At 50.2% G+C, this 26,225-nt stretch carries 24 protein-coding genes and 1 pseudogene; 12 read left to right on the top strand and 13 right to left on the bottom strand.

The genetic code is table 11. The annotated features are described in order from the left end of the window. Window positions 1–13 precede the first annotated feature (13 nt). From rng to csrD, 6 genes are all read right to left on the bottom strand, one after another. Window positions 14–1,483, bottom strand: a complete 1,470-nt coding sequence (gene rng, locus QUE34_RS19750) for a ribonuclease G (protein ID WP_000123197.1) — start codon at window positions 1,481–1,483, stop codon at window positions 14–16. Continuing rightward, window positions 1,473–2,066, bottom strand: coding sequence for a nucleoside triphosphate pyrophosphatase YhdE (yhdE, locus tag QUE34_RS19755; protein ID WP_105268620.1), 594 nt, complete (start codon window positions 2,064–2,066; stop codon window positions 1,473–1,475). Before yhdE ends, rng begins: the two co-directional genes overlap by 11 nt. Window positions 2,067–2,074: 8 nt before the next feature. Next, entirely contained in the window at window positions 2,075–2,563 is a 489-nt protein-coding gene (gene mreD / locus QUE34_RS19760; RefSeq protein WP_000179409.1) for a rod shape-determining protein MreD, read from the bottom strand. Then, window positions 2,563–3,666, bottom strand: a complete 1,104-nt coding sequence (gene mreC / locus QUE34_RS19765; RefSeq protein WP_000802511.1) for a rod shape-determining protein MreC — start codon at window positions 3,664–3,666, stop codon at window positions 2,563–2,565. The genes mreD and mreC overlap by 1 nt, the downstream gene beginning before the upstream one ends. Window positions 3,667–3,731: 65 nt before the next feature. Then, window positions 3,732–4,775 carry a rod shape-determining protein MreB gene (gene mreB / locus QUE34_RS19770; RefSeq protein WP_000913396.1) on the bottom strand — a complete coding sequence of 348 codons (1,044 nt, stop codon included), beginning with the start codon at window positions 4,773–4,775 and terminating at the stop codon, window positions 3,732–3,734. 304 nt (window positions 4,776–5,079) lie between these two features. Beyond that, window positions 5,080–7,020, bottom strand: a complete 1,941-nt coding sequence (gene csrD, locus QUE34_RS19775; RefSeq protein WP_001241406.1) for an RNase E specificity factor CsrD — start codon at window positions 7,018–7,020, stop codon at window positions 5,080–5,082. Between the two features lie 151 nt (window positions 7,021–7,171). Between csrD and acuI the strand changes: the two genes are divergently transcribed. From acuI to accC, 5 genes and pseudogenes are all read left to right on the top strand, one after another. Beyond that, entirely contained in the window at window positions 7,172–8,146 is a 975-nt protein-coding gene (gene acuI, locus QUE34_RS19780; RefSeq protein ID WP_001148459.1) for an acrylyl-CoA reductase (NADPH), read from the top strand. A gap of 36 nt (window positions 8,147–8,182) precedes the next feature. Beyond that, on the top strand, window positions 8,183–8,380 hold the full coding sequence (locus tag QUE34_RS19785) for a hypothetical protein (protein ID WP_105268619.1): 198 nt from the start codon (window positions 8,183–8,185) through the stop codon (window positions 8,378–8,380). Window positions 8,381–8,384: 4 nt separating this feature from the next. Beyond that, a pseudogene (locus QUE34_RS19790) lies at window positions 8,385–8,753 on the top strand (cytochrome b family protein); the annotation flags it as partial. Between the two features lie 402 nt (window positions 8,754–9,155). Next, window positions 9,156–9,626 (top strand): acetyl-CoA carboxylase biotin carboxyl carrier protein, encoded by a 471-nt coding sequence (gene accB / locus QUE34_RS19795; RefSeq protein ID WP_000354622.1) that lies wholly within the window; start codon window positions 9,156–9,158, stop codon window positions 9,624–9,626. 10 nt (window positions 9,627–9,636) lie between these two features. Continuing rightward, complete coding sequence (gene accC, locus QUE34_RS19800) at window positions 9,637–10,986, top strand: acetyl-CoA carboxylase biotin carboxylase subunit (protein ID WP_000884634.1); 1,350 nt, start codon at window positions 9,637–9,639, stop codon at window positions 10,984–10,986. Window positions 10,987–11,077: 91 nt separating this feature from the next. Here the strand turns inward: accC and QUE34_RS19805 are convergent, their stop codons facing one another. From QUE34_RS19805 to QUE34_RS19830, 6 genes are read right to left on the bottom strand one after another with little or no spacing between them, the layout of a single operon-like run. Continuing rightward, window positions 11,078–12,124 carry an aldose 1-epimerase family protein gene (locus tag QUE34_RS19805; RefSeq protein WP_032303857.1) on the bottom strand — a complete coding sequence of 349 codons (1,047 nt, stop codon included), beginning with the start codon at window positions 12,122–12,124 and terminating at the stop codon, window positions 11,078–11,080. Then, window positions 12,121–13,083, bottom strand: a complete 963-nt coding sequence (locus QUE34_RS19810; protein WP_000048610.1) for a sugar kinase — start codon at window positions 13,081–13,083, stop codon at window positions 12,121–12,123. The genes QUE34_RS19805 and QUE34_RS19810 overlap by 4 nt, the downstream gene beginning before the upstream one ends. Before the next feature lie 21 nt (window positions 13,084–13,104). Next, on the bottom strand, window positions 13,105–14,094 hold the full coding sequence (locus QUE34_RS19815) for an ABC transporter permease (protein ID WP_032303859.1): 990 nt from the start codon (window positions 14,092–14,094) through the stop codon (window positions 13,105–13,107). Then, window positions 14,095–15,594, bottom strand: coding sequence for a sugar ABC transporter ATP-binding protein (locus QUE34_RS19820; RefSeq protein WP_032185214.1), 1,500 nt, complete (start codon window positions 15,592–15,594; stop codon window positions 14,095–14,097). Between the two features lie 60 nt (window positions 15,595–15,654). Further along, entirely contained in the window at window positions 15,655–16,545 is an 891-nt protein-coding gene (locus tag QUE34_RS19825; RefSeq protein ID WP_039021318.1) for a substrate-binding domain-containing protein, read from the bottom strand. 35 nt (window positions 16,546–16,580) lie between these two features. After that, window positions 16,581–17,435, bottom strand: coding sequence for a tagatose bisphosphate family class II aldolase (locus QUE34_RS19830; protein ID WP_032303863.1), 855 nt, complete (start codon window positions 17,433–17,435; stop codon window positions 16,581–16,583). A gap of 341 nt (window positions 17,436–17,776) precedes the next feature. On the opposite strand from QUE34_RS19830, the gene QUE34_RS19835 reads away from it, so the two are divergent. The 7 genes from QUE34_RS19835 (at window position 17,777) to fis (ending at window position 23,859) form a co-directional block, all read left to right on the top strand. After that, window positions 17,777–18,607 (top strand): DeoR/GlpR family DNA-binding transcription regulator, encoded by an 831-nt coding sequence (locus QUE34_RS19835; RefSeq protein WP_000843960.1) that lies wholly within the window; start codon window positions 17,777–17,779, stop codon window positions 18,605–18,607. Window positions 18,608–18,638: 31 nt separating this feature from the next. After that, window positions 18,639–19,574 (top strand): sugar kinase, encoded by a 936-nt coding sequence (locus QUE34_RS19840; protein WP_032303864.1) that lies wholly within the window; start codon window positions 18,639–18,641, stop codon window positions 19,572–19,574. Between the two features lie 92 nt (window positions 19,575–19,666). Continuing rightward, on the top strand, window positions 19,667–19,909 hold the full coding sequence (locus QUE34_RS19845; protein ID WP_032303865.1) for a YhdT family protein: 243 nt from the start codon (window positions 19,667–19,669) through the stop codon (window positions 19,907–19,909). Next, on the top strand, window positions 19,899–21,350 hold the full coding sequence (gene panF / locus QUE34_RS19850; RefSeq protein WP_001175714.1) for a sodium/pantothenate symporter: 1,452 nt from the start codon (window positions 19,899–19,901) through the stop codon (window positions 21,348–21,350). Before QUE34_RS19845 ends, panF begins: the two co-directional genes overlap by 11 nt. An 11-nt stretch (window positions 21,351–21,361) precedes the next feature. Then, entirely contained in the window at window positions 21,362–22,243 is an 882-nt protein-coding gene (prmA, locus tag QUE34_RS19855; RefSeq protein WP_032303866.1) for a 50S ribosomal protein L11 methyltransferase, read from the top strand. 328 nt (window positions 22,244–22,571) lie between these two features. Further along, on the top strand, window positions 22,572–23,537 hold the full coding sequence (dusB, locus tag QUE34_RS19860) for a tRNA dihydrouridine synthase DusB (RefSeq protein WP_001219652.1): 966 nt from the start codon (window positions 22,572–22,574) through the stop codon (window positions 23,535–23,537). Between the two features lie 25 nt (window positions 23,538–23,562). Beyond that, window positions 23,563–23,859, top strand: coding sequence for a DNA-binding transcriptional regulator Fis (gene fis / locus QUE34_RS19865; protein WP_000462905.1), 297 nt, complete (start codon window positions 23,563–23,565; stop codon window positions 23,857–23,859). A 77-nt stretch (window positions 23,860–23,936) separates the two neighbouring features. On the opposite strand, the gene QUE34_RS19870 is transcribed toward fis, so the two are convergent. Then, window positions 23,937–26,210 carry a phage tail tape measure protein gene (locus tag QUE34_RS19870; protein ID WP_053897538.1) on the bottom strand — a complete coding sequence of 758 codons (2,274 nt, stop codon included), beginning with the start codon at window positions 26,208–26,210 and terminating at the stop codon, window positions 23,937–23,939. Window positions 26,211–26,225: the final 15 nt, after the last annotated feature.

Genomic DNA, 26,225 nt, shown 5'->3' on the forward strand with positions numbered 1-26,225 from the left:
GCCCAGCATCTGTTTACATCATTACGACGTCAAACTGCTCCTGGTTATAGAGCGGTTCAATTTGTACTTTAACCTGTTTGCCAACGAAAATTTCCACTTCCGCCAGCGAGTGTGACTCTTCGCCTTTCAAGGCTTCGGCTACTGCCGGAGAAGCATAGACCAGGAAACGGTCGGAATCGTAAGCATGGTGTACACGAACAATCTCGCGCATGATTTCATAACATACGGTTTCCACAGTTTTCACCGTTCCGCGACCGTGGCAAGTCGGACATTCGTTACACAATACGTGTTCAATGCTTTCGCGAGTGCGTTTACGCGTCATCTCCACCAGCCCCAGCGCCGAAAAACCATTAACGCTGGTTTTCACCCGGTCTTTGCTCAACGCCTGCTCCAGCGAATGCAACACGCGGCGACGGTGATCTTCATTATTCATGTCGATGAAATCAATAATGATGATCCCGCCCAGGTTACGCAACCGTAACTGGCGAGCAATAGCCTGCGTCGCTTCAATATTGGTATTGAAGATGGTGTCGTCCAGATTGCGATGACCGACAAACGCCCCGGTATTGATGTCCACGGTGGTCATCGCTTCGGTCTGGTCGATAATCAGATAGCCACCGGATTTTAGTTCAACTTTGCGTTCCAGCGCCCGCTGGATTTCGTTTTCAACATCAAAGAGATCGAAAATCGGTTGGCGGCCTGTGTAATGCTCCAGCTTGCTGGTCATCTCGGGAATGTACTCCGAGGTAAACTCCAGCAATGCTTCGTAAGTCAGGCGCGAGTCAACGCGAATGCGGTCCAGCTCGGCGTCGGCGAAATCACGCAGAACACGCTGCGCCAACGCCAGTTCGCCGTATAGCTGATAACGGGTCTGCGGGCGCTTTTTACGCTCCATGACTTTGGTCCAGACACGTTTCAGATAAGCGGCATCGGAGGCCAGTTCAGCCTCACCAACACCTTCCGCTGCAGTACGGATGATAAACCCGCCCTGCTCGTCGCAATACTCCGCGACCACTTTTTTCAGGCGTTCACGTTCGGATTCGCTTTCGATACGTTGGGAAACCCCAACATGAGAAGCACCTGGCATAAAAACCAGATAGCGAGATGGCAGAGTGATATCGGTGGTCAGGCGCGCACCTTTAGTACCAAGCGGATCTTTCACCACCTGCACCATCAGATCTTGCCCCTGACGGACCAGTTCCGAGATGTCGCGCACCGTGAATTGCTTTTGCTCTTCACCCGCCACACACTCAGTATGCGGCATGATGTCGGATGCATGAAGAAACGCGGCTTTATCCAGCCCAATATCTACAAAAGCCGCCTGCATACCCGGAAGTACACGACTTACACGACCCTTGTAGATATTGCCTACTATTCCGCGTCGCGCCTCACGTTCAATATGAATTTCCTGCAGAATACCGCCATCAATATACGCCACTCGCGTTTCCGAAGGCGTTACGTTTACCAACAATTCAGCCGTCATGTTTATCCCTTTTCTCACGCAGTGCGTTAAAATTACTTAATAATTCATACGTTTCAACCAGCGGTAAGCCGACTACGGCGTGATAGCTGCCATTTATCTTCCTGACAAAACAGCCACCCAACCCCTGAATACCGTATGCACCTGCTTTATCTAACGGTTCTCCGCTGGCGACATAGCCCGCGATGTCTTCGTCTGTTAACGTTCTGAACGTCACATCGGTGACCACCAGGCAATCGAGAATGTGCTGACTGTCGGCCAACGCCACTGCCGTCATCACCTGATGGGTCTGACCCGATAGTTTGCGCAACATCTGCGCCGCATGATCTGCGTCGCGCGGTTTCTCCAGCACTTCTCCATTCAGGATAACGATAGTATCCGCACCCAGCACCGGGAGATCCTGCGCCGTGTGCGTGACACCCGCCTGTGCTTTCTCGCGCGCCAGACGCATAACATATTGCTGCGCGCTCTCCTGCGGCTGACGCTGCTCCTCAATGCCCGTAACAATACGTTCAAAGGTCACGCCAAGTTGCGCAAGTAACTCGTGACGACGCGGAGAACCGGAAGCTAAATACAGAGAAGTCATAGAAACCTTTATTGCACTGCAAACTGCTGACGGACTTTACGCATCAGCAAGAAAATCCACGGCCAGAGCACTCCATTGACTACACTACTCCAGAACACTTCCGGTCTGAAAGAGACGTTAATCACTAAAAACTCTGCCCAGAAAACAATAATATCCACCACCAGCGAAAGCAACATGACGACCAGCGCCTGCTGCCATAATGCGAGGTTGCGGAAAAGCTGGTATTTCAGCGCCACCAGGTAAGCAATGATGCTCATCGCCAATACGCGTACGCCAAGCGTCGAGCCGCTGATCAGATCCAGTATGGCACCCATCACAAAACCTGTGCCCACATTTACGCGATGAGGCAAGGCCAGGATCCAATACAACAAGATGAGTAACACCCAGTTTGGCCGGAAAACAATCAGGTTATCCGGCCAGGGCATGATTTGCAGCAACAGCGCAATGAGGAAAGAGAGCCAGATTACCCAGCGTCCCTGGCTACGATAGCTCGCCACTATTGCCCTCCCGGCGCACGCGCAGGCGGTTGAGCACCACTTTGCGGCGGCGTAGCCCTTTGTGGAGAGCGATTAGCAGCAGGCTGTGTCGGCGCAGCAGGCGCAGTAGCTGCATTTCCTGTCGCCGGTTGCTGCGGAGTCGGCTGAGCGATCCCCGTTGCCGGTTCGGGTAACTTTGGCCCCATCGCGTCTGGCGAAGGCAATACCTGCGGCATCATCTGCATCAGACGTTCATTAGCAACACGATGCACCTCTTCCGGCGTCATCGGGTTAGCGCCGTTACGATCCGCGCCCCACAGCAGCAGCAGATAACGCAAACGTTGCAGTCCCGCAGTCGGACGCGCCTGAATCACAGTATAAGCGCGCTGGGTATCGAGTTTTACGGAAGAGACAACCGCCACCGGATAGCCTTCCGGGAAACGACCGCCCAGACCGGAAGTCACCAGCACATCACCAACACGAATATCCGTATTCGCTGGCAGATGCTCAAGCTGCAAATCATCCGTACAACCGTTACCGGCTGCAATTACGCGGATATCGTTGCGCAGCACCTGGATTGGCAGCGCGTGGGTCGCATCACAAATCAGCAGCACGCGACTGGTCAGTTTAGCGACGGCCACCACCTGACCAACAACACCTTTGTCGCTGATGACCGGCTGGCCTTCATAAACGCCATTAACGCTACCTTTATCGATAACAACTTGATCGCTATAAGGATCGTTAACCGTAGAGATAACCTGAGTCACCATTTTCTGCTCATCCTGACGCAGCGGGGAACCCAGCAGCTCGCGCAGACGCGCGTTCTCCTGTTTGTATTGTCCAAGCATCAGCAGTTCACTGTTTTTCAGCAACAGTTCCTGACGTAACGCCCGGTTTTCAAGTTCTAGTTGGTCACGCGAGGCCAGCGTCTGCGATACGCCATCCAGCAATTCACGAGGAGCATTGGAAACAAAGTAGAAAGGACTGACGGCGGTATCCATATAAGTACGGATTTGACTGAACGTCCCCAGGCGGCTGTCGGCAATAATAATGCCGAGCGCCACCAGCACCGCCAGAATAAGGCGAATCTGTAGCGACGGGCCACGGCTAAAAATTGGCTTCATAAGTTATGCGTATTCTCGTATCAGACCAGGCAGGGTAAACAGACGCTTCCCCTGCCTGTATCCGATTACTCTTCGCTGAACAGGTCGCCGCCGTGCATGTCGATCATTTCCAGTGCTTTGCCGCCACCGCGCGCCACACAGGTCAGCGGGTCTTCAGCAACAACGACTGGAATGCCGGTTTCTTCCATTAACAAACGGTCAAGGTTACGCAGCAGTGCGCCACCACCGGTGAGCACCATGCCGCGCTCGGAGATGTCGGAAGCCAGTTCCGGCGGACACTGTTCCAGTGCAACCATTACTGCGCTCACAATACCGGTCAGCGGTTCCTGCAGTGCTTCGAGGATTTCGTTGGAGTTCAGGGTAAAACCGCGTGGAACACCTTCTGCCAGGTTACGGCCACGAACTTCGATTTCACGGACTTCATCGCCCGGGTAAGCCGAACCGATTTCATGCTTGATACGTTCTGCGGTGGCTTCACCGATCAGAGAACCGTAATTACGACGCACATAGTTGATGATAGCTTCGTCGAAACGGTCACCACCAATGCGTACGGAAGAGGAATAAACCACGCCGTTCAAGGAGATAACGGCAACTTCAGTAGTACCACCACCGATATCAACCACCATAGAACCAGTCGCTTCAGAAACCGGCAGACCAGCACCAATTGCAGCAGCCATCGGTTCTTCAATCAGGAACACTTCACGGGCACCAGCGCCCTGCGCGGATTCACGAATTGCGCGGCGTTCAACCTGGGTTGCGCCAACCGGCACACAAACCAGAACGCGTGGGCTTGGACGCATAAAGCTGTTGCTGTGCACTTGTTTGATGAAGTGCTGGAGCATTTTTTCAGTCACGAAGAAGTCGGCGATAACGCCGTCTTTCATTGGGCGAATGGCAGCAATATTGCCCGGCGTACGGCCCAGCATCTGCTTCGCGTCATGACCTACTGCAGCTACGCTTTTCGGTGAACCGGCACGATCCTGACGAATGGCCACCACGGAAGGCTCATTCAATACGATGCCTTGTCCTTTTACATAAATGAGGGTATTCGCAGTACCCAGGTCAATGGACAAGTCATTGGAAAACATGCCACGAAATTTTTTCAACATACTAAGGGATAATCCTGAAAGCTGGGGCGGAAAAGAAAATCCGCTTACTTTACCAACCACACGCAGCAGCGACAAGGCGCAAAAATCATCTGCTACGGTGAAAATTAGTGCAGTTCGTTTCCTTTGTTACAAATCTCTGCCTGAGTCCAGAAAGGCTTAATGCATCAGCAGCATTCCTCGCCTGTTTGCAACCGCGTAAGGTCATTCATCTGCATATGTGCTGCAACAATCTGGCGAGCAGACAAGCACACTCCCATGAGACGCAGCGCGCGTTATTCTACGTGAAAACGGATTAAACGGCAGGTTAAACCGAGTATCTTTGTGAATATTTTTTCACGTTAGTATCAAGTGGCTGTGAGGACGCGAAAAAATCCCCTTGCCCACCTGTAACACCGCGCTGAATCAGGGTCTGCCACTCGCTTCGCGAACGCACGCCGGTGGCGTAAACCTGGGTGCTGGTCCCGGAGCAGGCTTCCACCAGGCTTTGAACCAGCAGCTGATTCTCCGTTCGCTTCTCAATGTTTCTGACCAGCCCCGGATGGAGCTTGAGTAACTCAACATTAAGTTCTTTGATCCAACTGGTGCTTACCAGCGTCAAACCAGCCTGGTTGACGGCTACCCGTACCCCTAAAGCATTCACTAAACGAATAACAGGTTGTAAACGACTGATATGTTGACCTACATCGGCCTCTGCAAGTTCAATAATTATGCGTTTTCGTTGCGATCTTTCACATTGCATTAACGTATCGCGCAGCCAACGCTGAAAACGCGGGCGAATCAGCGACTCAACGGTAACCTGAATCGCCAGATTTTCCTCCGGCCAGTAACGCAATAGTGGAATCAGACGGCTGATTTGCAGGCGGTCATACTCTTCCGATAAGCCAAACTGCAAGACCATCGGCATATACTCCGCCGAGCTAACCTCTTCATTACCATCGAAGATGCGGCACATGAGTTCTCGATGATGAACCTGACCTTCGCGAGTAACCGCCGGTTTTTGATAAAGGCGCGGGCCGCCGCGACTGAGCATTTGCTCGATAAGCGTACGCCAGCGAACATTACCGCGTCCTTTTTCAGGCAACGAGTCATCGTAAATAGCCCAGCTATTGCCGCCCTGCAATCCCGCATTACGCGTGGCAGACTCTGCATGTTCCATTACCTGCTCGGTATCCTGACCACTACGCCAGGCACAGATACCAATGTGGATCATATCGTCGCGATCGAGCATTTTATTGTTCGGCAAGGTATCGACGGCTTTGATTAACTGACTGGCTATGCTCTCAGCCTCTTTTAACGTCCGGTGCGGCAACAGCGCAGCAAAATCACTGCGGTGGTAACGCGCCAGCAGTGCGCCAGGGTAGCGCATCATAAATGTCGACAGCAGATTCGTCAGAGTGAAGAACTGTTCTTCAACCTGGCTGTGCCCCCAGGTATCGCTCAACATATTGAAATCCGGTAGACGAATCATCATCACGATCCCGTGGGTACCTACTTTCTCCTGATCTTCCAGTAACGTTGCCAACTGATTATCGAAGAAGAGTCGGTTATTGAGGCCGGTTTTCATGTCCTGGGCGGCATAAGAGCGGATCAGCGTATCAAGACGGCTGTGTTGTTCGCGTGCGTTCTGAATTTCACGAAGCAGCGTATCCAGCGCACTGCTGGTTCTGGGCGGCCATTCATAGATGGTTCCCAACACATTAGAGCCACGCTCACCGTTTAAGATACGAGTAGCCCGGGTTTCCAGCAATTCTTGCCCGGCAAGTTGCCGTTGTAACCAGCGTACCGCCAGGAAGAGCATAAGAATGATAAAGCCAATCGCCCCCGTGAGCGGCGCGGTGGTCATCAACGAATGGAAATAGTTGCCCATCGGATCCTGATAAACCAGACGCAGCGACATCCCCGGATGCTTTATCAACGGAACGCTCAGTTCGCGAAACAGATCGCTGGTGCCAACCGGACGATAACTACCATTTCTGGCGAGGGTATAAACCTGTTTATCACCATGTAGCAGGTCTACACGAACGATATCTGCTGACATCATTAATTCGGTAATTTGTGGCCTTAATGCGCTGAAGTCATTCGACACAAGGTGGGTATCAATCGCCGTCGCCACCGCCTGAACGCGATGACTAAACTTATACTGAATGGCGTTGTAGAAACTTAGCGAACAGCCCAACAAAGTCACAAAAATTGTTAACCCGGTGAGCAGCGTAACAAAGGCCGAAAATTTCGTCGTTAATCTCATCCTTGTGTTAACTCCGATAGTGAGGAAGCGGGCATACTAGCAAATCAGATTTATCTCGCAATTTATTGCGCTTCATCGGCTTTGCTTTTCCATTAGCGAGTATAGTCTTCAGAAATTATTTTCCAATCCATCATGCACATGAGGACCACTTATGCAGGCGTTACTTTTAGAACAGCAGGACGGCAAAACTCTCGCATCGGTACAGACTCTGGACGAAAGTCGCCTGCCGGAGGGCGATGTCACGGTTGATGTTCACTGGTCGAGCCTGAACTACAAAGATGCGCTGGCAATTACCGGTAAGGGAAAAATCATCCGTAATTTTCCGATGATTCCTGGGATCGATTTTGCCGGAACTGTACGCACCAGCGAAGATCCGCGTTTTCATGCCGGTCAGGACGTATTACTCACTGGCTGGGGCGTTGGTGAAAACCACTGGGGTGGGCTGGCGGAGCAGGCGCGAGTGAAAGGTGACTGGCTGGTTGCCATGCCGCAAGGGCTGGACGCGCGTAAAGCAATGATTATCGGTACTGCCGGTTTTACCGCCATGCTGTGTGTGATGGCGCTGGAAGATGCCGGTGTTCGCCCGCAGGACGGCGAGATTGTCGTAACGGGTGCCAGTGGTGGCGTCGGCAGTACCGCCGTGGCGCTGCTGCATAAGTTGGGTTATCAGGTCGTTGCCGTTTCCGGTCGCGAAAGTACCCATGAATATCTGAAAAGTTTAGGTGCCAGCCGTATTCTCCCTCGCGATGAGTTTGCCGAATCCCGTCCTCTGGAAAAACAACTCTGGGCTGGGGCAATTGACACCGTTGGCGACAAAGTGCTGGCGAAAGTGCTGGCGCAAATGAATTACGGAGGCTGCGTGGCAGCTTGTGGTCTGGCGGGTGGTTTTACTCTGCCAACAACGGTCATGCCATTTATTCTGCGTAATGTCCGTTTACAAGGGGTGGATTCAGTGATGACGCCACCAGCACGCCGCGCACAAGCCTGGCAGCGACTGGTCGCCGATTTACCGGAATCATTCTATACCCAGGCAGCAAAAGAGATATCTCTGGCAGAAGCACCAAAGTTTGCCGAAGCCATCATTAATAACCAGATCCAGGGTCGCACGCTGGTGAAGATTAATTAACCATTTAGCAAGGATTAATAAGAGAGGGAACTCATTTTGAAATCATTATTCAATCGATTAACGGGAAAAGCGGTTAGCCGGACAGCTTTCGTCGAACACCTTGGTCAGAAAGTTGTACAACATAATCCAAACTGGAAAGTCATGATTTCGACTGACCATAAATTGATGCGCATTGATACGGGTCACCAAACGGTGGAAAACACCCTTGATACTCCACTAAATAGTCATTATTGATACGTCCCGTCGTCTGTTAGGTTTAAGGCGCTTTGCCTGGGTGACGCTACGCTTAATCTGTACCTTAACTCTGATCCCAGGGGTGAATAATCTGATTTTATTTGATTATAAATTAACCACTCAAAACTATTTGATGCTGAGCATTGTCAGTTTGTTGATTTTGCGTGCTTTAGCATTGACGTCTATCCGGACGATGCCGTGAAAATTGAGTAATCCCCAGCAACCGCTGCGTAATGTCGTCTATCTTGTCGCGATCCTGGCAACCCTACATTATTTGTGGTCTGTGAGGATCATCTCATTGCAGCCCCTCATCTTCGCAGAGCTGGCTTTACAGCTTTTAGCCTTACGTTATAAGAAGTTCCGTCGACGATAGCGCTAATTTCGTGAATTGTGCGGCTTGTTGCAAATTACACGGTGTTGAAGGTTATTTACATGTTAGCTGTTGATTATCTTCCCTGATAAGACCAGTATTTAGCTGCCAATTGCTACGAAATCGTTATAATGTGCGACCTCGTCCTCCCTGACGCAGTTTTTGCGCTGCGGAAAAGGTGACATTGGCGCAACGAAGGTATATTTTGTTTTTTGCCGGAGGATAGCAGCAGATCGCTGCACAATGTCCGTCAAGTCTAAACATTGACACTCTGGGGCAAAATAGACCGGCGTCCCGGCCTGCTGGAATTTATCGCTATGCATACAGCTGTCGGGGCATACGCTTTACAGACGGCGGTGAAACGCCTGTCACAATCACACTAAACAAAGAGTACGGAACCCACTCATGGATATTCGTAAGATTAAAAAACTGATCGAGCTGGTTGAAGAATCAGGCATCTCCGAACTGGAAATCTCCGAAGGCGAAGAGTCAGTACGCATCAGCCGTGCAGCTCCTGCCGCAAGTTTCCCTGTGATGCAACAAGCTTACGCTGCACCAATGATGCAGCAGCCAGCTCAATCTAACGCAGCCGCTCCGGCGACCGTTCCTTCCATGGAAGCGCCAGCAGCAGCGGAAATCAGTGGTCACATCGTACGTTCCCCGATGGTTGGTACTTTCTACCGCACCCCAAGCCCGGACGCAAAAGCGTTCATCGAAGTGGGTCAGAAAGTCAACGTGGGCGATACCCTGTGCATCGTTGAAGCCATGAAAATGATGAACCAGATCGAAGCGGACAAATCCGGTACCGTGAAAGCAATTCTGGTCGAAAGTGGACAACCGGTAGAATTTGACGAGCCGCTGGTCGTCATCGAGTAACGAGGCGAACATGCTGGATAAAATTGTTATTGCCAACCGCGGCGAGATTGCATTGCGTATTCTTCGTGCCTGTAAAGAACTGGGCATCAAGACTGTCGCTGTGCACTCCAGTGCGGATCGCGATCTAAAACACGTATTACTGGCAGACGAAACGGTCTGTATCGGCCCTGCTCCGTCAGTAAAAAGTTATCTGAACATCCCGGCAATCATCAGCGCCGCTGAAATCACCGGCGCAGTAGCAATCCATCCGGGTTACGGCTTCCTCTCCGAGAACGCCAATTTTGCCGAGCAGGTTGAACGCTCCGGCTTTATCTTCATCGGCCCGAAAGCCGAAACCATTCGCCTGATGGGCGATAAAGTATCAGCAATCGCGGCGATGAAAAAAGCGGGCGTTCCTTGCGTACCAGGTTCTGACGGCCCGCTGGGCGACGATATGGATAAAAACCGCGCCATTGCAAAACGCATTGGTTACCCGGTGATTATCAAAGCCTCCGGCGGCGGCGGCGGTCGTGGTATGCGTGTAGTACGCGGCGACGCTGAACTGGCGCAATCCATCTCCATGACCCGTGCGGAAGCGAAAGCCGCTTTCAATAACGACATGGTTTACATGGAGAAATACCTGGAAAATCCTCGCCACGTCGAGATCCAGGTACTGGCGGACGGTCAGGGCAACGCTATCTATCTGGCGGAACGTGACTGCTCTATGCAGCGTCGTCACCAGAAAGTGGTCGAAGAAGCGCCAGCACCGGGCATTACCCCGGAACTGCGTCGCTACATCGGTGAACGTTGTGCTAAAGCGTGTGTTGATATCGGCTATCGCGGTGCAGGTACTTTCGAGTTTCTGTTCGAAAACGGCGAGTTCTATTTCATCGAAATGAACACCCGTATTCAGGTAGAACACCCGGTTACTGAAATGATCACCGGTGTTGACCTGATCAAAGAACAACTGCGTATTGCTGCTGGTCAACCGCTGTCGATCAAGCAAGAAGAAGTTCACGTTCGCGGCCATGCGGTGGAATGCCGTATTAACGCCGAGGATCCTAACACCTTCCTGCCAAGCCCGGGCAAAATCACCCGTTTCCATGCACCTGGCGGTTTTGGCGTGCGTTGGGAGTCTCATATCTACGCGGGCTACACCGTACCACCGTACTATGACTCAATGATCGGTAAGCTGATTTGCTACGGTGAAAACCGTGACGTGGCGATTGCCCGCATGAAGAATGCGCTGCAGGAGCTGATCATCGACGGTATCAAAACCAACGTTGATCTGCAGATCCGCATCATGAATGACGAGAACTTCCAGCATGGTGGCACTAACATCCACTATCTGGAGAAAAAACTCGGTCTTCAGGAAAAATAATTTGTGACGCGCGGTGTTTTCATCGCGCTTAGCAAAGAACGTAATCAACGCCGGGCCTGTTAACGCTGCCCGGCGTTTTTATTGCCGTTAGCTAACGGTAGCTTGCAATTTCCGCTTTCAACGCGCTAATTTCAGCATCGCCATCAACAATTCCCAGCTCAAAGCAGTATGTCTTTGTTTCCCCTGGCTCTATAAAGGGCAGACGCCCCTGCGCTCGTTCTTTATCACGACCGTCAGGAAAACTATTGCTGACCTCCAGCCCCATAACATATTCACCCGCGCCTAAATTTTTCCACTGGATAAAGTTGGGTAGCTGCATGGTGTCGAATTTCTCGTAAATTCCCCACCCCAGTTCGGCGTTCACCAGCGCAACTTTACTCATCCCCTGACTGTCGCTATTCAACGTGAGATAGTAAACCTGCTCGTCAAAACTGGGCTGTGGGGTACAAATCTCCAGATGACTGGTTAACCCTTCCGCCGCATGCGGGGTTCGTGGCGTTACGCTTTTAGCCGACAGCAAGATTTCTGCCTGTGGCGATAATAAAGGCCAGCCGTAATTAAAGTGATAAAGAATTTGCAGCGGCTGGCGGGTGAAACCATGATTAGTCACCTTGTCTTCAATGCGCAGCACATTTTCGCCATAACGGCAGCGAATGGTCCTTTCCAGCGTCAGATTTTCACCGAACAATCGTGTTTCCCGTACTTTGCCATTGATGACAAATTCAATGCCGTCGTCGGTCCGTTCTGTGCGATACCCCACCTCTTCTGCTGGAGTCGCAGCCAAACGCCCGTGTAACCCCAGCGTTTCTCCGTTATCCTCACAGGGCGTGCCAATGTAGCTAAGTCCGCAGGTAGTCAGTAACCCCGCGTAGAAGCTACGTAAAAACCCGTTGCCCTGAGACTCAAAAAAAGCGGGGGCGACAATGCCGTTGGGGGTGATAAAAGAGAGCGCAGTGTCCTTGTAGCTGGCCCATGCAATATCCAGCGCGCGATCTTTTACCACCGTAAATGCCAATCCCGCACCAGTACGGACATCAAACGCTTCTGTCCCCTTTGATCTGCCACTGCGTAACTCATAGTGTTTAATTCCGGCAACCTGCGAGAGATCGCCAATCCACGACCAAATTTCGTTTTTCATTGTGCTGCTTCCCGAATGGACATGTCATGGCGCTGGATGAACGCTTCGATTTCCGCAAGGCGAGACGTTCCCTCCATTGGGCCACGTCGGGTTACCGCCAGTGCACCGCAGGCGTTGGCATATTGTAATGCCCGATGGGCGTCAAACCCTAGCTGGCGGCAGGCAATCCACGCGCCACCAAAGCAGTCTCCCGCACCGGTCGGGTCAACTTCTTCCACCGGATAGCTCTCAACATGAAACTGCTCATTCGCGGAGTAGTAACTGGCACCTTGATTGCCGCGCTTCACAATCACCTCTTTAACACCTTCTTCAAGAAAACCAGCGATTGCACGCTCCGGTGTCGAGTGTGGCGACAAGAGCAACACTTCTCCCTCGCTGGGCATATAGATATCTGTTAACTCAAGAACAAAGTGGAGGGCGTCACGCATTTCTGGAATATCGAGCATCTCTTTACGAATATTCGGGTCGAAAGAAATAACGCCACCATTTGCTTTAACGATGGTTACTGCTTTTTTTACTGCGTCTACCATATGAAATGAAAACAGGGATGAGCCCATAATATGAAAATGGGTACAGTCTTTCAGTATATTTTCATCAACATGCTGCGCCGATAATTTACCGCAAGCGGCATTCTTGATATTAAAAATAAAATCGCGATCGCCAGAGTTATGATAAGTAACAAAGGCACTCCCGGTGGCTTCCAGAGGTAAGACTGAAATCCCCCTGATATCCACACCATCAGCAGCCAGACGATGTATATTAATATCACCAAAGCCATCATTCCCCACACAGCTAATGATGCCGCACGGAACACCAAGACGTGTCACCTGGTCGATAAAAATAGCGGGCGCACCACTGGGATAAGGGCCGTTCCAGATACCTGGTTGATCAAATGGCTGGCCGATTTTACTCGCCATAATTTCAACCAGAATTTCTCCAATTGTGAAGACCTTACTCATATAATTAATTCCTTGAAATGATTAGCTACGTTTTCTTTTATTTCTTACGTCAAAATAAACGGCTACAAGAATGACTAATCCTTTAACCACCATCTGATAGAAATAGGGAACGTTCATTAAGTTCATGCCATTATTAATAACGCCGATGGTTAATGCCCCGATTACCGTCCCCACCACCGTTCCATAGCCGCCGTTCAGGCTGGTGCCTCCCAGTACAGCCGCGGCAATAGCATCCAGTTCGTAGCTCAACGCGGAATTCGGTTGCCCGGAATAGAGGCGTGAGGCGAGGATCATCCCGCTGATACCTGCCAGCACTGCAGTAATCATAAAGACTTTAATTTTCAAGCGGGTGACATTTATCCCTGAATAAACTGCCGCTTCTTTATTACCACCAGTGATATAAATTTTTCGTCCAAAGGTTGTTTTAGTAAGAATGAAGTGGTTAATCAGCAATAAGATGATTAATATCCAGATAGGAATAGGTATATAGAGAAATTCTCCATTCCCCAGCGCCAGAAAGGCATCATCTTTAATCATGATGGGCATACCATCGGTCACTATATAAGCGATACCACGGAAGATCCCCATTGTAGCAACGGTGACAATAAACGAAGGGATACCCGCTATAGCCGTCAAGCCACCATTTATCATCCCCAGAGCCAGGGCTGCAATAATGGATAATGGGACCAATAAAATAAATGGAATTCCCCATGAAGCCCCAAGCGCAGCAAATGTGCCAATCAATGCAATGGTTGAACCGACTGATAAATCAATATCGCCAAGCAAAAGTACATAAGTCATTCCATAGGCGGTAATTGCAATTATCGAAACCTGAAGAATAATATTAGTAATGTTATTGGCAGTAAAAAAACTGTCATTAATAAGACTGAACAGAATGATTAACACCACCATTCCACTGAGGATACCGCCATATTGCCTGAAGACTTTTTTAAAATTATTTGCAATGGGAATTTCCGAAGGTTTCGGACTGGCAAGAGTTTTCTCTGTCATTTAACGTACTCCTGTTGCAGCGGTCATTACCTGTGTCTGCGTTAAATTTTCACATGAATAAATATCGGCAATCGTTTTATTACGCATTACCACCAGACGATCGCTAAGTGCCATGACCTCTGGCAGTTCAGAGGACACCAGAATAATTGCTGTCCCTGCCGCAGCCAGTTGACGTATCACGTTATAGATTTCAAATTTTGCGCCGACATCCACTCCGCGCGTTGGCTCATCGAGCAATAAAATACGCGGAGTTTTCTCCAGCCACTTGGATAACACGATTTTCTGTTGATTACCGCCGCTCAGCGCTCCCACTGCCTGATGTACAGAACTCACTTTAGTGTTCATTCTGGCAATAGATTGCAGCGTCTTCGCCTCTTCTTGTCGGTGATTGATGAGTCCCATCCGCGAAGCGTTATATTGAAACGCCACATGGTGCGTGTTCATATTGACGTCGTGCATCAGCACTAACCCTTCTTCCTTGCGGTTTTCGGTCACAAAAGCAATGCCATGATCAATAGCCTGTTTGGGATTAGCGATCCTGACTTCCTTACCATCAATCAACACAGTCCCGTGATACGAAACGAGGCCAAATAGCGCCTTCATCACATCGGAACGCCCGGCCCCCACCAGGCCAAAAAATCCGAGGACTTCCCCCGGACGCACAGCGAAACTGACCTCTTTAAAAAGCGAAGGATGGGAAAGGTTTTTTACTTCCAGTTTTGCAGGAACATTTTCATCCGGCTTTTCCCCAAGACGTGCTGGCCAAATATTTTTCATTTCCCGACCAACCATTTGGGCAATCAAATGCTGGATATCACTGTTTTTCTTTTCATGCGTAGCGATATACTCACCGTCGCGGATCACCGAAATATCATCTGAAATCCGCATAATTTCATCCATGCGATGAGAGATATAAATAACCGCACAACCTCGCTGCTTTAATTTCTCAATAATGTTAAACAGAATCTCTGCTTCATTATCACTTAGCGAAGATGTCGGTTCATCCATAATCACGACATCTGCTGCATAGCTTAAGGCTTTGGCAATTTCTACCAGTTGCCTATGTGCCATCGACATATTGCCGACCATTTCCAGCGGATCCAGTGGGATGCCCAGTTCCGCGAGGAGATTCTGGCAATCTGCGAGCATTTTTTTATCGTTAATAATGCCAAAACGTCGCGGTTCATTATTGGCATAAATATTTTCCGCCACTGTCATATTATTACTCAGGCTCAGTTCCTGAAAAATAATAGCAATCCCTAACTGACGTGAATGCTGCGGATTATTAATTGTGATAGTTTCACCACGTAGTTTTATTGTTCCCTGGGTTGGCGGATAAACACCGGCCAATATTTTCATTAATGTCGATTTACCGGCACCATTCTCACCTAATAAAGTATGTACCCGCCCTTTACGTAAAGAGAGTGTAATATCTTTTAATGCCTGAACATGACCAAATGTCTTCGCAATATGCGAAACATCAAGAATAACATCCGTCATAATGACCTCGGTGTCACAACAAAACGTCGATAACGTTTTGTTGTGAAATGAAGATGTTTATTATTTACCTGTATAAACGCCGGGTTGTACCGGGATCATTTTCTCTACCGGTTTACCATTGAGGTGATCAACAGCGGCATCAATGGCTTTAGCACCCATTTGATCGGGATATTGCCGAATCACGGCCGCAAACGTTTTTTCACTATCAACGGCATCTCGCGCTTCTTTCATACCATCAAAACCAATGATTTTGATGTTGTCGTTATGCGCAGATTTCGCCGCTATAACCGCCGCCAGCGCCGCATCATCACCAAAGCCAAACAGACCATTCAGGTTGGCGTTGGCCTGCATAATGTTTTGCGCAGTCGTTAACGCTTCAGCCCGCGTTATACCCGGCTGTTCAGCAACAATTTTAATATCCGGCGTATCGCTTAATCCTTTCTTAAAGCCATCAACGCGTGCAACCACCGATTGTAGTGCAGGATAAGAAATAATGGCTACAGTACCTTTACCATTCAAAAGTTTGCCCATTAACTTACCAGCTTCAACGCCTCCCGCGTAATTATCGGTCGCAACATGCGATACGACCGGAACGCCTTCCGCGGCAACGTCAACGGTGATAACGGGAATACCAGCCTTATCGGCTTTAATTATCGCTGCCTGGACACCTTTCGAATCGACCGGAGAGATAATAATGGCATCTACCTTTTTAGTAATAAAATCCTCAACATCAGAAAGCTGTTTGTTTAAATCCTGATTGGCAATAGAGACACTTAAATTGACATTGTCTTTTTTCGCCTCTTCTTTCATTGCATTTGCGAGGTCGATATAAAAAGGGTGTTGCTGTGTTAATAATGAAGCTCCAATTTTATACTCTTTTGCCAATGAACTTTGCGAGAACAATGCCAGGCTCACCATCATAGCGGAACCAAGTAATTTAATATTTTTCATAAACAATCCTCATTGTTTTTGTAGGGTACAACGTCTTAAATTTTTCCTTCACTGCCACAGACGCCAATAATGCGGGTTACAACTTCCTTCATGGCGGCCTTTGCCGGCTGCATATAATGACGAGGATCATTTGCCGCTGGATTGTTGTAGAAATATCCTTTTAATGCATCGGCAAACGCAATTTTCAATTCTGTCGCGACATTTACTTTACAAATACCGTGGCGAATACAGAGCTGAACGTCCTGTTCCGATAGACCTGAAGCTCCATGCAACACCAGCGGAATTTCTACCAGCTGGCGAATTTGTTCCAGCCGCACAAAATCCAGACGTGGTTCATGCGCATATAAACCATGTGCAGTGCCTATTGCTACCGCCAGAGAGTCAATTTGGGTACGTTGAACAAACTCTGCAGCTGCGGCTGGTGAGGTATAAGCTGAATCTTTTTCATCCACCAGCAGATCGTCCTCCTGACCGCCAAGACGCCCTAGCTCGGCCTCAACGCTAACATCAAAGCAATGGCAAAAGGCGGTAACTTCTTGCACTCGCGCAATGTTGTCTTCAAATGGCAAATGGGAACCATCAATCATGACAGAACGGATCCCTGCGCGGACCTTGTTAAAAATGTCATCACACTCTTCATGATGATCGAGATGCAGGACTAACGGTAGGTTGTACTCGCGAGCCAGCGATTGTACTAACGAAATCAAACTTCCCACGCCGCCATAACGATAAGTACCCGGTGTTCCCGCCAGCATAACGGGAGAGCGAAGTTGTGCAGCGCTCTCAACAACTACCTGTAAAGTTTCAAGGTTATGAATGTTGAAAGCAGGGACGGCATATCCCTCTGACTGGGCTTTTCTCAGCATGTTTTTGCTTGAAATGATGTACATCGCAGCTCCTGATATTTGTCGTTCACCTTACAAAATGAAGAAAGAGAATCTTCACTTTCATTTTGAAAGCAAACTAGCACAGCAAAAGCGGTAAAAAGCGTGATGCATGTCGAATATCATCAAAATAACTTACAAAAAATAACTTAATTTGTTTTTCACTTTGCAAGTGAAACCAATAACACCTCTGCATAAATATGAATTAATTCATCTATTTTTCAATGCATTAAGCTATTTTCGTTGCGATTTCTGGCCCATGATTTCCTTTTCGAATTGTCGATATTATTGAAGGATAACTTTCAAAGAAAAATACAAGGGGCTATAGTGTTACGCATTAAAGGCCAATGAAGAGTGTTAACGTGCCGAGAAAATCGTCTAACCTACTGAAACGCAGATTAAAAATTGCAGAAATTGTTGCCGCCCAGGGTGAAATCAAAGTTGATGACTTATCTGCGCAACTTGGTGTCTCTGGCGTGACGATCCGCGGCGATCTCAGTTATCTGGAGCAACAGGGATATTTAAAGCGATCATTTGGCGGTGCTATTGCGACCCCCCTCTCCTCTGAACCAGAAGCGATACAACCGATCGCGCCATTGTCTCTGGCACAACAAATGGAAATAGCACGACATTGCGCACGGTTAATTCGCGATCGTGACACGCTATTTCTTGGACATGGGACAATCTGCCGTAAGATCATTCCATTGCTCAGCGAAGTGAAAAAACTGCGTCTGATCACCAACGATCCCGAACATGCGCTGCTGGCAAATCAGTTTATTGATGGCGAAATAATACTGGCTGGCAGTGAAATGCTGCGCCCCGACACCGCACTGGCCGGAAAACCGCTCGAACAGGCACTTCAGCATTTCACCATTACACACAGCATTCTGGAAATCAGCCATCTGGATGCTGATGGTACTTTAAATATCAACGTTCCCAGACTTGCCGCTGCCTGGCAGCTCTGTTTCGATCATGCCCAGAATAAGACTGTTATCGTTGCCGCCGATCCTGCGCCATCAACGGCTGCCATTGGACATTTGCATCAGGCAGAAAATGTGATCGTCAGCCGCAGCATTAACGAACAATATCAGCAACAATTGCAGTCGGCTGATTTCGTTATCCTTTATACCAGTAATGAGTGCTTTACCTGGTCCAATCGCGAAAGGCTTCAGGAATGAGAGGGGTTTTGTGACAATAACTATCTGCGCTATGGGCGAATTGCTGGCCGAGTTTTTGTCCCGCAACCCACATCAAAAATTCACTCAGCCTGGGGAGTTTATCGGGCCATTTCCCAGCGGTGCACCAGCAATTTTTGCTGCTCAGGTGGCAAAACTGTCCCATCGGGCCATCTTCTTCGGATGTGTTGGTAATGATGATTTTGGCCGACTCATTATAGAGCGCCTCCGTCATGAAGGTGTCATTACCGATGGGATCCATGTTATGAACAATGCCGTAACAGGTACGGCATTCGTGAGTTATCAAAATCCCCAGCAGCGGGATTTCGTCTTTAATATCCCTAACAGCGCCTGCGGTTTGTTTACTGCCGAGCACATTGATAAGGATCTGCTAAAACAGTGTAACCATCTGCATATTGTGGGCTCATCATTGTTCTCATTTCGCATGATCGATGTCATGCGTAAAGCAATAACGACGATCAAATCGGCTGGCGGCACCGTTTCTTTCGATCCCAATATTCGCAAAGAGATGCTGAGTATTCCTGAAATGGCGCAGGCTCTCGATTATTTGATTGAATATACGGATATTTTTATCCCCAGCGAAAGCGAACTCCCTTTCTTCGCGCGTCACAAAAATCTGTCAGAAGAACAGATTGTTAGCGATCTTCTCCACGGCGGCGTAAAACATGTGGCGATAAAACGCGCCCAGCGTGGGGCCAGCTATTACAAGCTTAAAAACGGAACATTACACGCCCAGCATGTTGCAGGCCACGATATCGAAATAATCGATCCAACGGGTGCAGGCGACTGCTTTGGCGCAACGTTTGTCACTCTTTTCTTATCCGGTATCCCGGCACACAAGGCGCTGCAATATGCAAATGCCAGCGGCGCGCTCGCCGTAATGCGACAAGGTCCGATGGAAGGGGTATCCTCACTGACTGACATTGAAGACTTTTTGCGGCAGCACTGAACGGCAATTTTCTGTCAGATTATTTTCCCTGCCTGAAGAGTTGCCGTAGAATTGCCCGTTTCTCGTATCCCCCCATGAGGAGGACCCCTTCCGTGGACACTCGTTTTGTTCAGGCCCATAAAGAGGCGCGCTGGGCGCTGGGGCTGACCCTTTTTTATCTGGCGGTATGGTTAGTAGCCGCTTACTTACCTGGCGTTACCCCCGGTTTTACCGGCTTTCCACGCTGGTTTGAGATGGCTTGCATCCTGACGCCGCTGCTGTTTATTGGACTGTGCTGGGCGATGGTGAAATTTATCTATCGCGATATCCCGCTGGAGGATGACGATGCAGCTTGAAGTGATTCTACCGCTGGTCGCCTATCTGGTGGTGGTGTTCGGTATCTCTGTTTATGCGATGCGTAAACGGAGCACCGGCACCTTCCTTAATGAGTATTTCCTCGGTAGCCGCTCTATGGGCGGTATTGTGCTGGCGATGACGCTCACCGCGACCTATATCAGTGCCAGTTCGTTTATCGGCGGGCCAGGAGCTGCTTATAAATACGGCCTGGGTTGGGTATTGCTGGCAATGATTCAGCTACCTGCGGTCTGGCTTTCGCTCGGTATTCTCGGCAAGAAGTTCGCGATTCTCGCGCGCCGCTACAATGCGGTGACGCTGAACGATATGCTGTTTGCCCGCTACCAGAGTCGCCTGCTGGTGTGGCTGGCGAGTTTGAGTTTGCTGGTTGCGTTCGTTGGTGCGATGACCGTGCAGTTTATCGGCGGTGCGCGCCTGCTGGAAACCGCGGCGGGTATCCCTTATGAAACAGGTTTGCTGATTTTTGGCATCAGCATTGCGCTCTACACCGCCTTTGGCGGCTTTCGCGCCAGCGTGCTGAACGACACCATGCAAGGGTTGGTGATGCTGATTGGCACCATTGTGCTGCTTATTGGCGTAGTCCATGCTGCTGGCGGCTTAAGCAATGCAGTAGAGACGCTGCAAACCATCGATCCGCAACTGGTTACGCCACAAGGCGCTGACGATATTCTGTCACCTGCGTTTATGACGTCGTTCTGGGTGCTGGTGTGTTTTGGCGTGATTGGCCTGCCGCATACTGCGGTGCGCTGTATCTCTTATAAAGACAGCAAAGCCGTACATCGGGGGATCATCATCGGTACGATTGTGGTCGCAATCCTGATGTTCGGTATGCACCTGGCCGGAGCGTTAGGTCGGGCGGTGATCCCCGATCTCACCGTACCGGACCTGGTGATCCCGACGTTGATGGTAAAAGTGCTGCCACCGTTTGCTGCCGGGATCTTCCTGGCTGCACCTATGGCTGCGATCATGTCGACGATCAATGCCCAGTTGCTGCAAAGTTCCGCTACGATCATTAAAGATCTCTATCTGAATATCCGTCCGGATCAAATGCAAAACGAGACGCGTCTGAAGCGGATGTCGGCGGTGATCACGTTGGTTCTCGGTGCGTTGCTGCTGCTTGCCGCCTGGAAGCCACCAGAAATGATCATCTGGCTGAATTTGCTGGCCTTCGGTGGGCTGGAAGCCGTTTTCCTGTGGCCGCTGGTGCTGGGTCTTTACTGGGAACGCGCCAACGCCAAAGGCGCGCTAAGTGCGATGATCGTTGGCGGCGTACTGTATGCCGTACTCGCGACGCTGAATATTCAGTACCTGGGCTTCCACCCTATCGTGCCCTCGTTACTACTAAGTTTGCTGGCTTTCCTGGTCGGAAACCGTTTCGGTACATCCGTCCCGCAAGCTACCGTTTTGACTACTGATAAATAAAGAGTTTTGCCATGCCTTGGATCCAACTGAAACTGAACACTACCGGCGCGAATGCTGAAGAACTTAGCGATGCGCTGATGGAAGCGGGTGCCGTTTCTATCACTTTTCAGGATACCCACGATACGCCTGTATTTGAGCCGCTTCCGGGCGAAACGCGCCTGTGGGGCGACACCGATGTGATTGGTCTGTTCGATGCTGAAACCGATATGAACGACGTGGTGGCGATTCTGGAGAATCATCCGCTGCTCGGCGCAGGCTTCGCGCACAAAATCGAACAACTGGAAGATAAAGACTGGGAGCGCGAATGGATGGATAATTTCCACCCGATGCGCTTTGGTGAACGACTGTGGATCTGCCCAAGCTGGCGTGATGTGCCGGACGAAAACGCCGTTAACGTGATGTTAGACCCAGGGCTGGCGTTTGGTACAGGGACTCATCCAACCACCTCTCTGTGCCTGCAATGGCTCGACAGCCTCGATTTAACCGGTAAAACAGTCATCGACTTTGGCTGCGGTTCCGGCATTCTGGCTATCGCGGCGCTGAAACTGGGTGCAGCAAAAGCCATTGGTATTGATATTGATCCGCAGGCGATTCAGGCCAGCCGCGACAACGCCGAACGTAATGGCGTTTCTGACCGTCTGGAACTCTACCTACCTAAAGATCAGCCAGAAGAAATGAAAGCCGACGTGGTGGTCGCTAACATCCTTGCAGGCCCATTACGTGAACTGGCACCGTTAATCAGCGTCCTGCCGGTTTCAGGTGGCTTGCTGGGCCTTTCCGGTATTCTGGCAAGCCAGGCAGAGAGCGTTTGTGAAGCTTATGCCGACAGCTTCGCTCTGGACCCGGTCGTGGAAAAAGAAGAGTGGTGCCGCATTACCGGTCGTAAGAATTAACTTTCGCATCACCGTATAGTGATGCAGAGCGAAGTGCGAGCAATATCACAAAAGGCACGTTAATTTGCCGATTATTTACGCAGATTTGCGTGCCAAAATTTTCATTCATAAAGAAAAATTGAGAACTTACTCAAATTTCTTGGAGTGTAAATTTTAGTCACTATTTTCTAATATGATGATTTTTATGAGTAATTATCGCGCCAAGCTCATTTTAAATGCAATTCTTTGATCCATCTCAGAGGATTGGTCAAAGTTTGGCCTTTCATCTCGTGCAAAAAATGCGTAATATACGCCGCCTTGCAGTCACAGTATGGTCATTTCTTAACTCATGCGCATCGGACAATATCAGCTCAGAAATCGCCTGATCGCAGCGCCCATGGCTGGCATTACAGACAGACCTTTTCGGACGTTGTGCTACGAGATGGGAGCCGGATTGACAGTATCCGAGATGATGTCTTCTAACCCACAGGTTTGGGAAAGCGACAAATCTCGTTTACGGATGGTGCACATTGATGAACCCGGTATTCGCACCGTGCAAATTGCTGGTAGCGATCCGAAAGAAATGGCAGATGCAGCACGTATTAACGTGGAAAGCGGTGCCCAGATTATTGATATCAATATGGGTTGCCCGGCTAAAAAAGTGAATCGCAAGCTCGCAGGTTCAGCCCTCTTGCAGTACCCGGATGTCGTTAAATCGATCCTTACCGAGGTCGTCAATGCAGTGGACGTTCCTGTTACCCTGAAGATTCGCACCGGCTGGGCGCCGGAACACCGTAACTGCGAAGAGATTGCCCAACTGGCTGAAGACTGTGGCATTCAGGCTCTGACCATTCATGGCCGAACACGCGCCTGTTTGTTCAATGGAGAAGCTGAGTACGACAGTATTCGGGCAGTTAAGCAGAAAGTTTCCATTCCGGTTATCGCGAATGGCGACATTACTGACCCGCTTAAAGCCAGAGCTGTGCTCGACTATACAGGGGCGGATGCCCTGATGATAGGCCGCGCAGCTCAGGGAAGACCCTGGATCTTTCGGGAAATCCAGCATTATCTGGACACTGGGGAGTTGCTGCCCCCGCTGCCTTTGGCAGAGGTTAAGCGCTTGCTTTGCGCGCACGTTCGGGAACTGCATGACTTTTATGGTCCGGCAAAAGGGTACCGAATTGCACGTAAACACGTTTCCTGGTATCTCCAGGAACACGCTCCAAATGACCAGTTTCGGCGCACATTCAACGCCATTGAGGATGCCAGCGAACAGCTGGAGGCGTTGGAGGCATACTTCGAAAATTTTGCGTAAACAGAAATAAAGAGCTGACAGAACTATGTTCGAACAACGCGTAAATTCTGACGTACTGACCGTTTCTACCGTTAACTCTCAGGATCAGGTAACCCAAAAACCCCTGCGTGACTCGGTTAAACAGGCACTGAAGAACTATTTTGCTCAACTGAACGGTCAGGATGTGAATGACCTCTATGAGCTGGTACTGGCTGAAGTAGAACAGCCCCTGTTGGACATGGTGATGCAATACACCCGTGGTAACCAGACCCGTGCTGCGCTGATGATGGGCATCAACCGTGGTACGCTGCGTAAAAAATTGAAAAAATACGGCATGAACTAAAGTCAAGCTGTAACGGCATGAAATTAAAGGGGCTATTTCAGCCCCTTTACTTTTTGTTGCAACCGTACTGACAACCCTTATGGTGTTTGCGCGCCATCTATCATCATGCTTCGCTGCCTTACTGCTTGTTGCTGTCGTAGTTGCTGTATCACCTTCCGGGCTAATGCATCTTCATTCATACCAGGTTCTGCCTTCACGCTGATGTGGTACTGGTCGTTGCTATGCACCGTAGTGCCACCAGAGCGGTTGGCCAGTGCAGGTGACGGCAGGGCAGCACCAGAGGCAGTGGTTGCTGCTGGCTGCTGTACATCGTCGCGGAATGGTGCGGTAAAGAAATCTTTGGTTTTCTGCCACGCACCACCAGCAACATCAGACACGGCGTTTTTAAACTCCAGTGCCTTGTTGGTCAGGTTGCCAATGTTGTCAGAAACCCAAATGATCTTATCAATCAGGAACTGAATCGGCCCCAGCACAAAATCAATGCCTGCGGCCAGCGCCTTGCCGAACTGCTGGCCAGCGTCACCGGCCTTTTTCAGTTCTTCGCCGCTGTAGCTCACCGGTTCGGCCAGTTTGGTGAACCAATCCCACGCCTTGCCAGCAGCGTCAGCAACCCACTGGAAAGCGGTTTTGACTGGTCCTAACTTATCCCACAGCGCCTGGAATTTCTCCGTTACTGGCTGCAATCCTTGCTGGATGCCCTGCAACGTGCCGGTCATGAACGCTTTGACGCCAGCCCAATTGCGGTAAATCCACAGGCCGCCAAGCGCCAGGCCGGTAATCAGGGCACCAATGCCGGTGGAAATGAACGCCGCACCGATGGCGCGCACGCCGGTAGCCACCGCAGGCAGGCCACGAGTGCTGGCCAGAACGGCGGATGCGTTCATGCGGGCAAACAGGCTGGACACGTTCAGCAATCCGCCTTTCAGGAACGTGAACGCAAAGCCAGCGGCGAACGTCGCCACACGCAGTGCCACCAGTGCACTGGAACCAATAACCACTGCTTTGGTCACGGTAGGGTATTCGCGCGCCAGTTCGGCAACCTTGCCGATAACCGGGCCAACGGTAGCCAGAACGCCGTTGAATGCTGGCAGCAGCACTGTGCCGATCGTGACGCCCAGGTTAGACACACGGTTGTTGAAAATCTTAAGCTGCGCCGACGTTTTGGCGGTGGCTGCCTCATATTCAGCCTGCATAGAACCGGCATATTTGGTCTTGTCTTTGACCATATCCAGATTCTTTTGGTACGTATCAAGCTGTGTCAGCATTGGTGCGATAGCGCCAATCGATTCCTTACCAAACAGTTGCGAAAGCGTTGCCGCCTGCATGTGTTTTGGCAGCTTGCTGATCTTGGACAGGATGACGCGGATTGTTTCATCGGCGTTCAGTTGCATTGATTTTGCAACCTGCTTGGATGTGAAGCCAAGCTGTTTAAACGCTTCACGCTGTGACTTCGTGGCGGATGCGCCAGCGGTCAGGGATAGCAGCAGGTTTTTAATACCGGTGGCCGCAATCTCATTCTGCACGCCCATACCGCGCAGCGTTGCACCCATCGCAGCGATAGAACCGGAAGCTGCACCAGCGACGCTGCCAAGTGGCCCGATGCGCTGCGTGATTTCCAGGATGTCTTTGGCTGATGCGGCGGTGTTGTTGCCCAGGTAGTTGATCTTGTCGGCCAGAACGTTCATCTGGTCCTGCGTCATCCCGAAGGCGGCGCGCATCTCTGCCATTGCCTGGCCTGCCTGGTCGGCGCTGACGTCAAAAGCCACACCCATTTTGATGGCCGATTCAGCAAACTTGGTTAGTTCGCTGGTGGCGATGCCTGATTGAGCACCAGCGGCAACAATCTTGCCGATTTCGTTGGCTGCCATCGGCATTTTGGTTGACATATCCTGGATAGCCTGGCCCATCTTAACCAGGCCGTCAGGGGTTTCGAAGTTGGCAACCTTGCGGATATCTGCCAGCGTATCTTCAAAATCCATAGCCTGTTTGATCGGTACAGCTACCGTTGCGCCAAGTGCGACAGTCCCCAGGATTCCTTCTTTGTAGCCTTGACGCTTCGCCAGGTTGCGTTCGCGGGCATCCTCCACGCGTTTCAGGCGTTCGGTGGCAGAACGAAGGCGTTCAACCTGCCCGACAACCGTTTGATAGCGGTCCTTCATGCGGGAGAATATCGCGCTATCCTGGCCATAACGCTTCATTGCTTCATTTAACTGGCGCTGTTCGCGCGACAGCTTAGAGATTGCGCTACCAATCTCGACGGTATTTTTCTTTACAGTTCCAAATGCACCACGAAGGCTGCCGGAAACGGCCCCACCAATCGTGATTGTTGCATTTAACTTCTTGTTGGCCATAATAATTGTGCTCTC

This window comes from Escherichia sp. KS167_9B (assembly GCF_030295215.1).
Taxonomy (GTDB): domain Bacteria; phylum Pseudomonadota; class Gammaproteobacteria; order Enterobacterales; family Enterobacteriaceae; genus Escherichia; species Escherichia coli_F.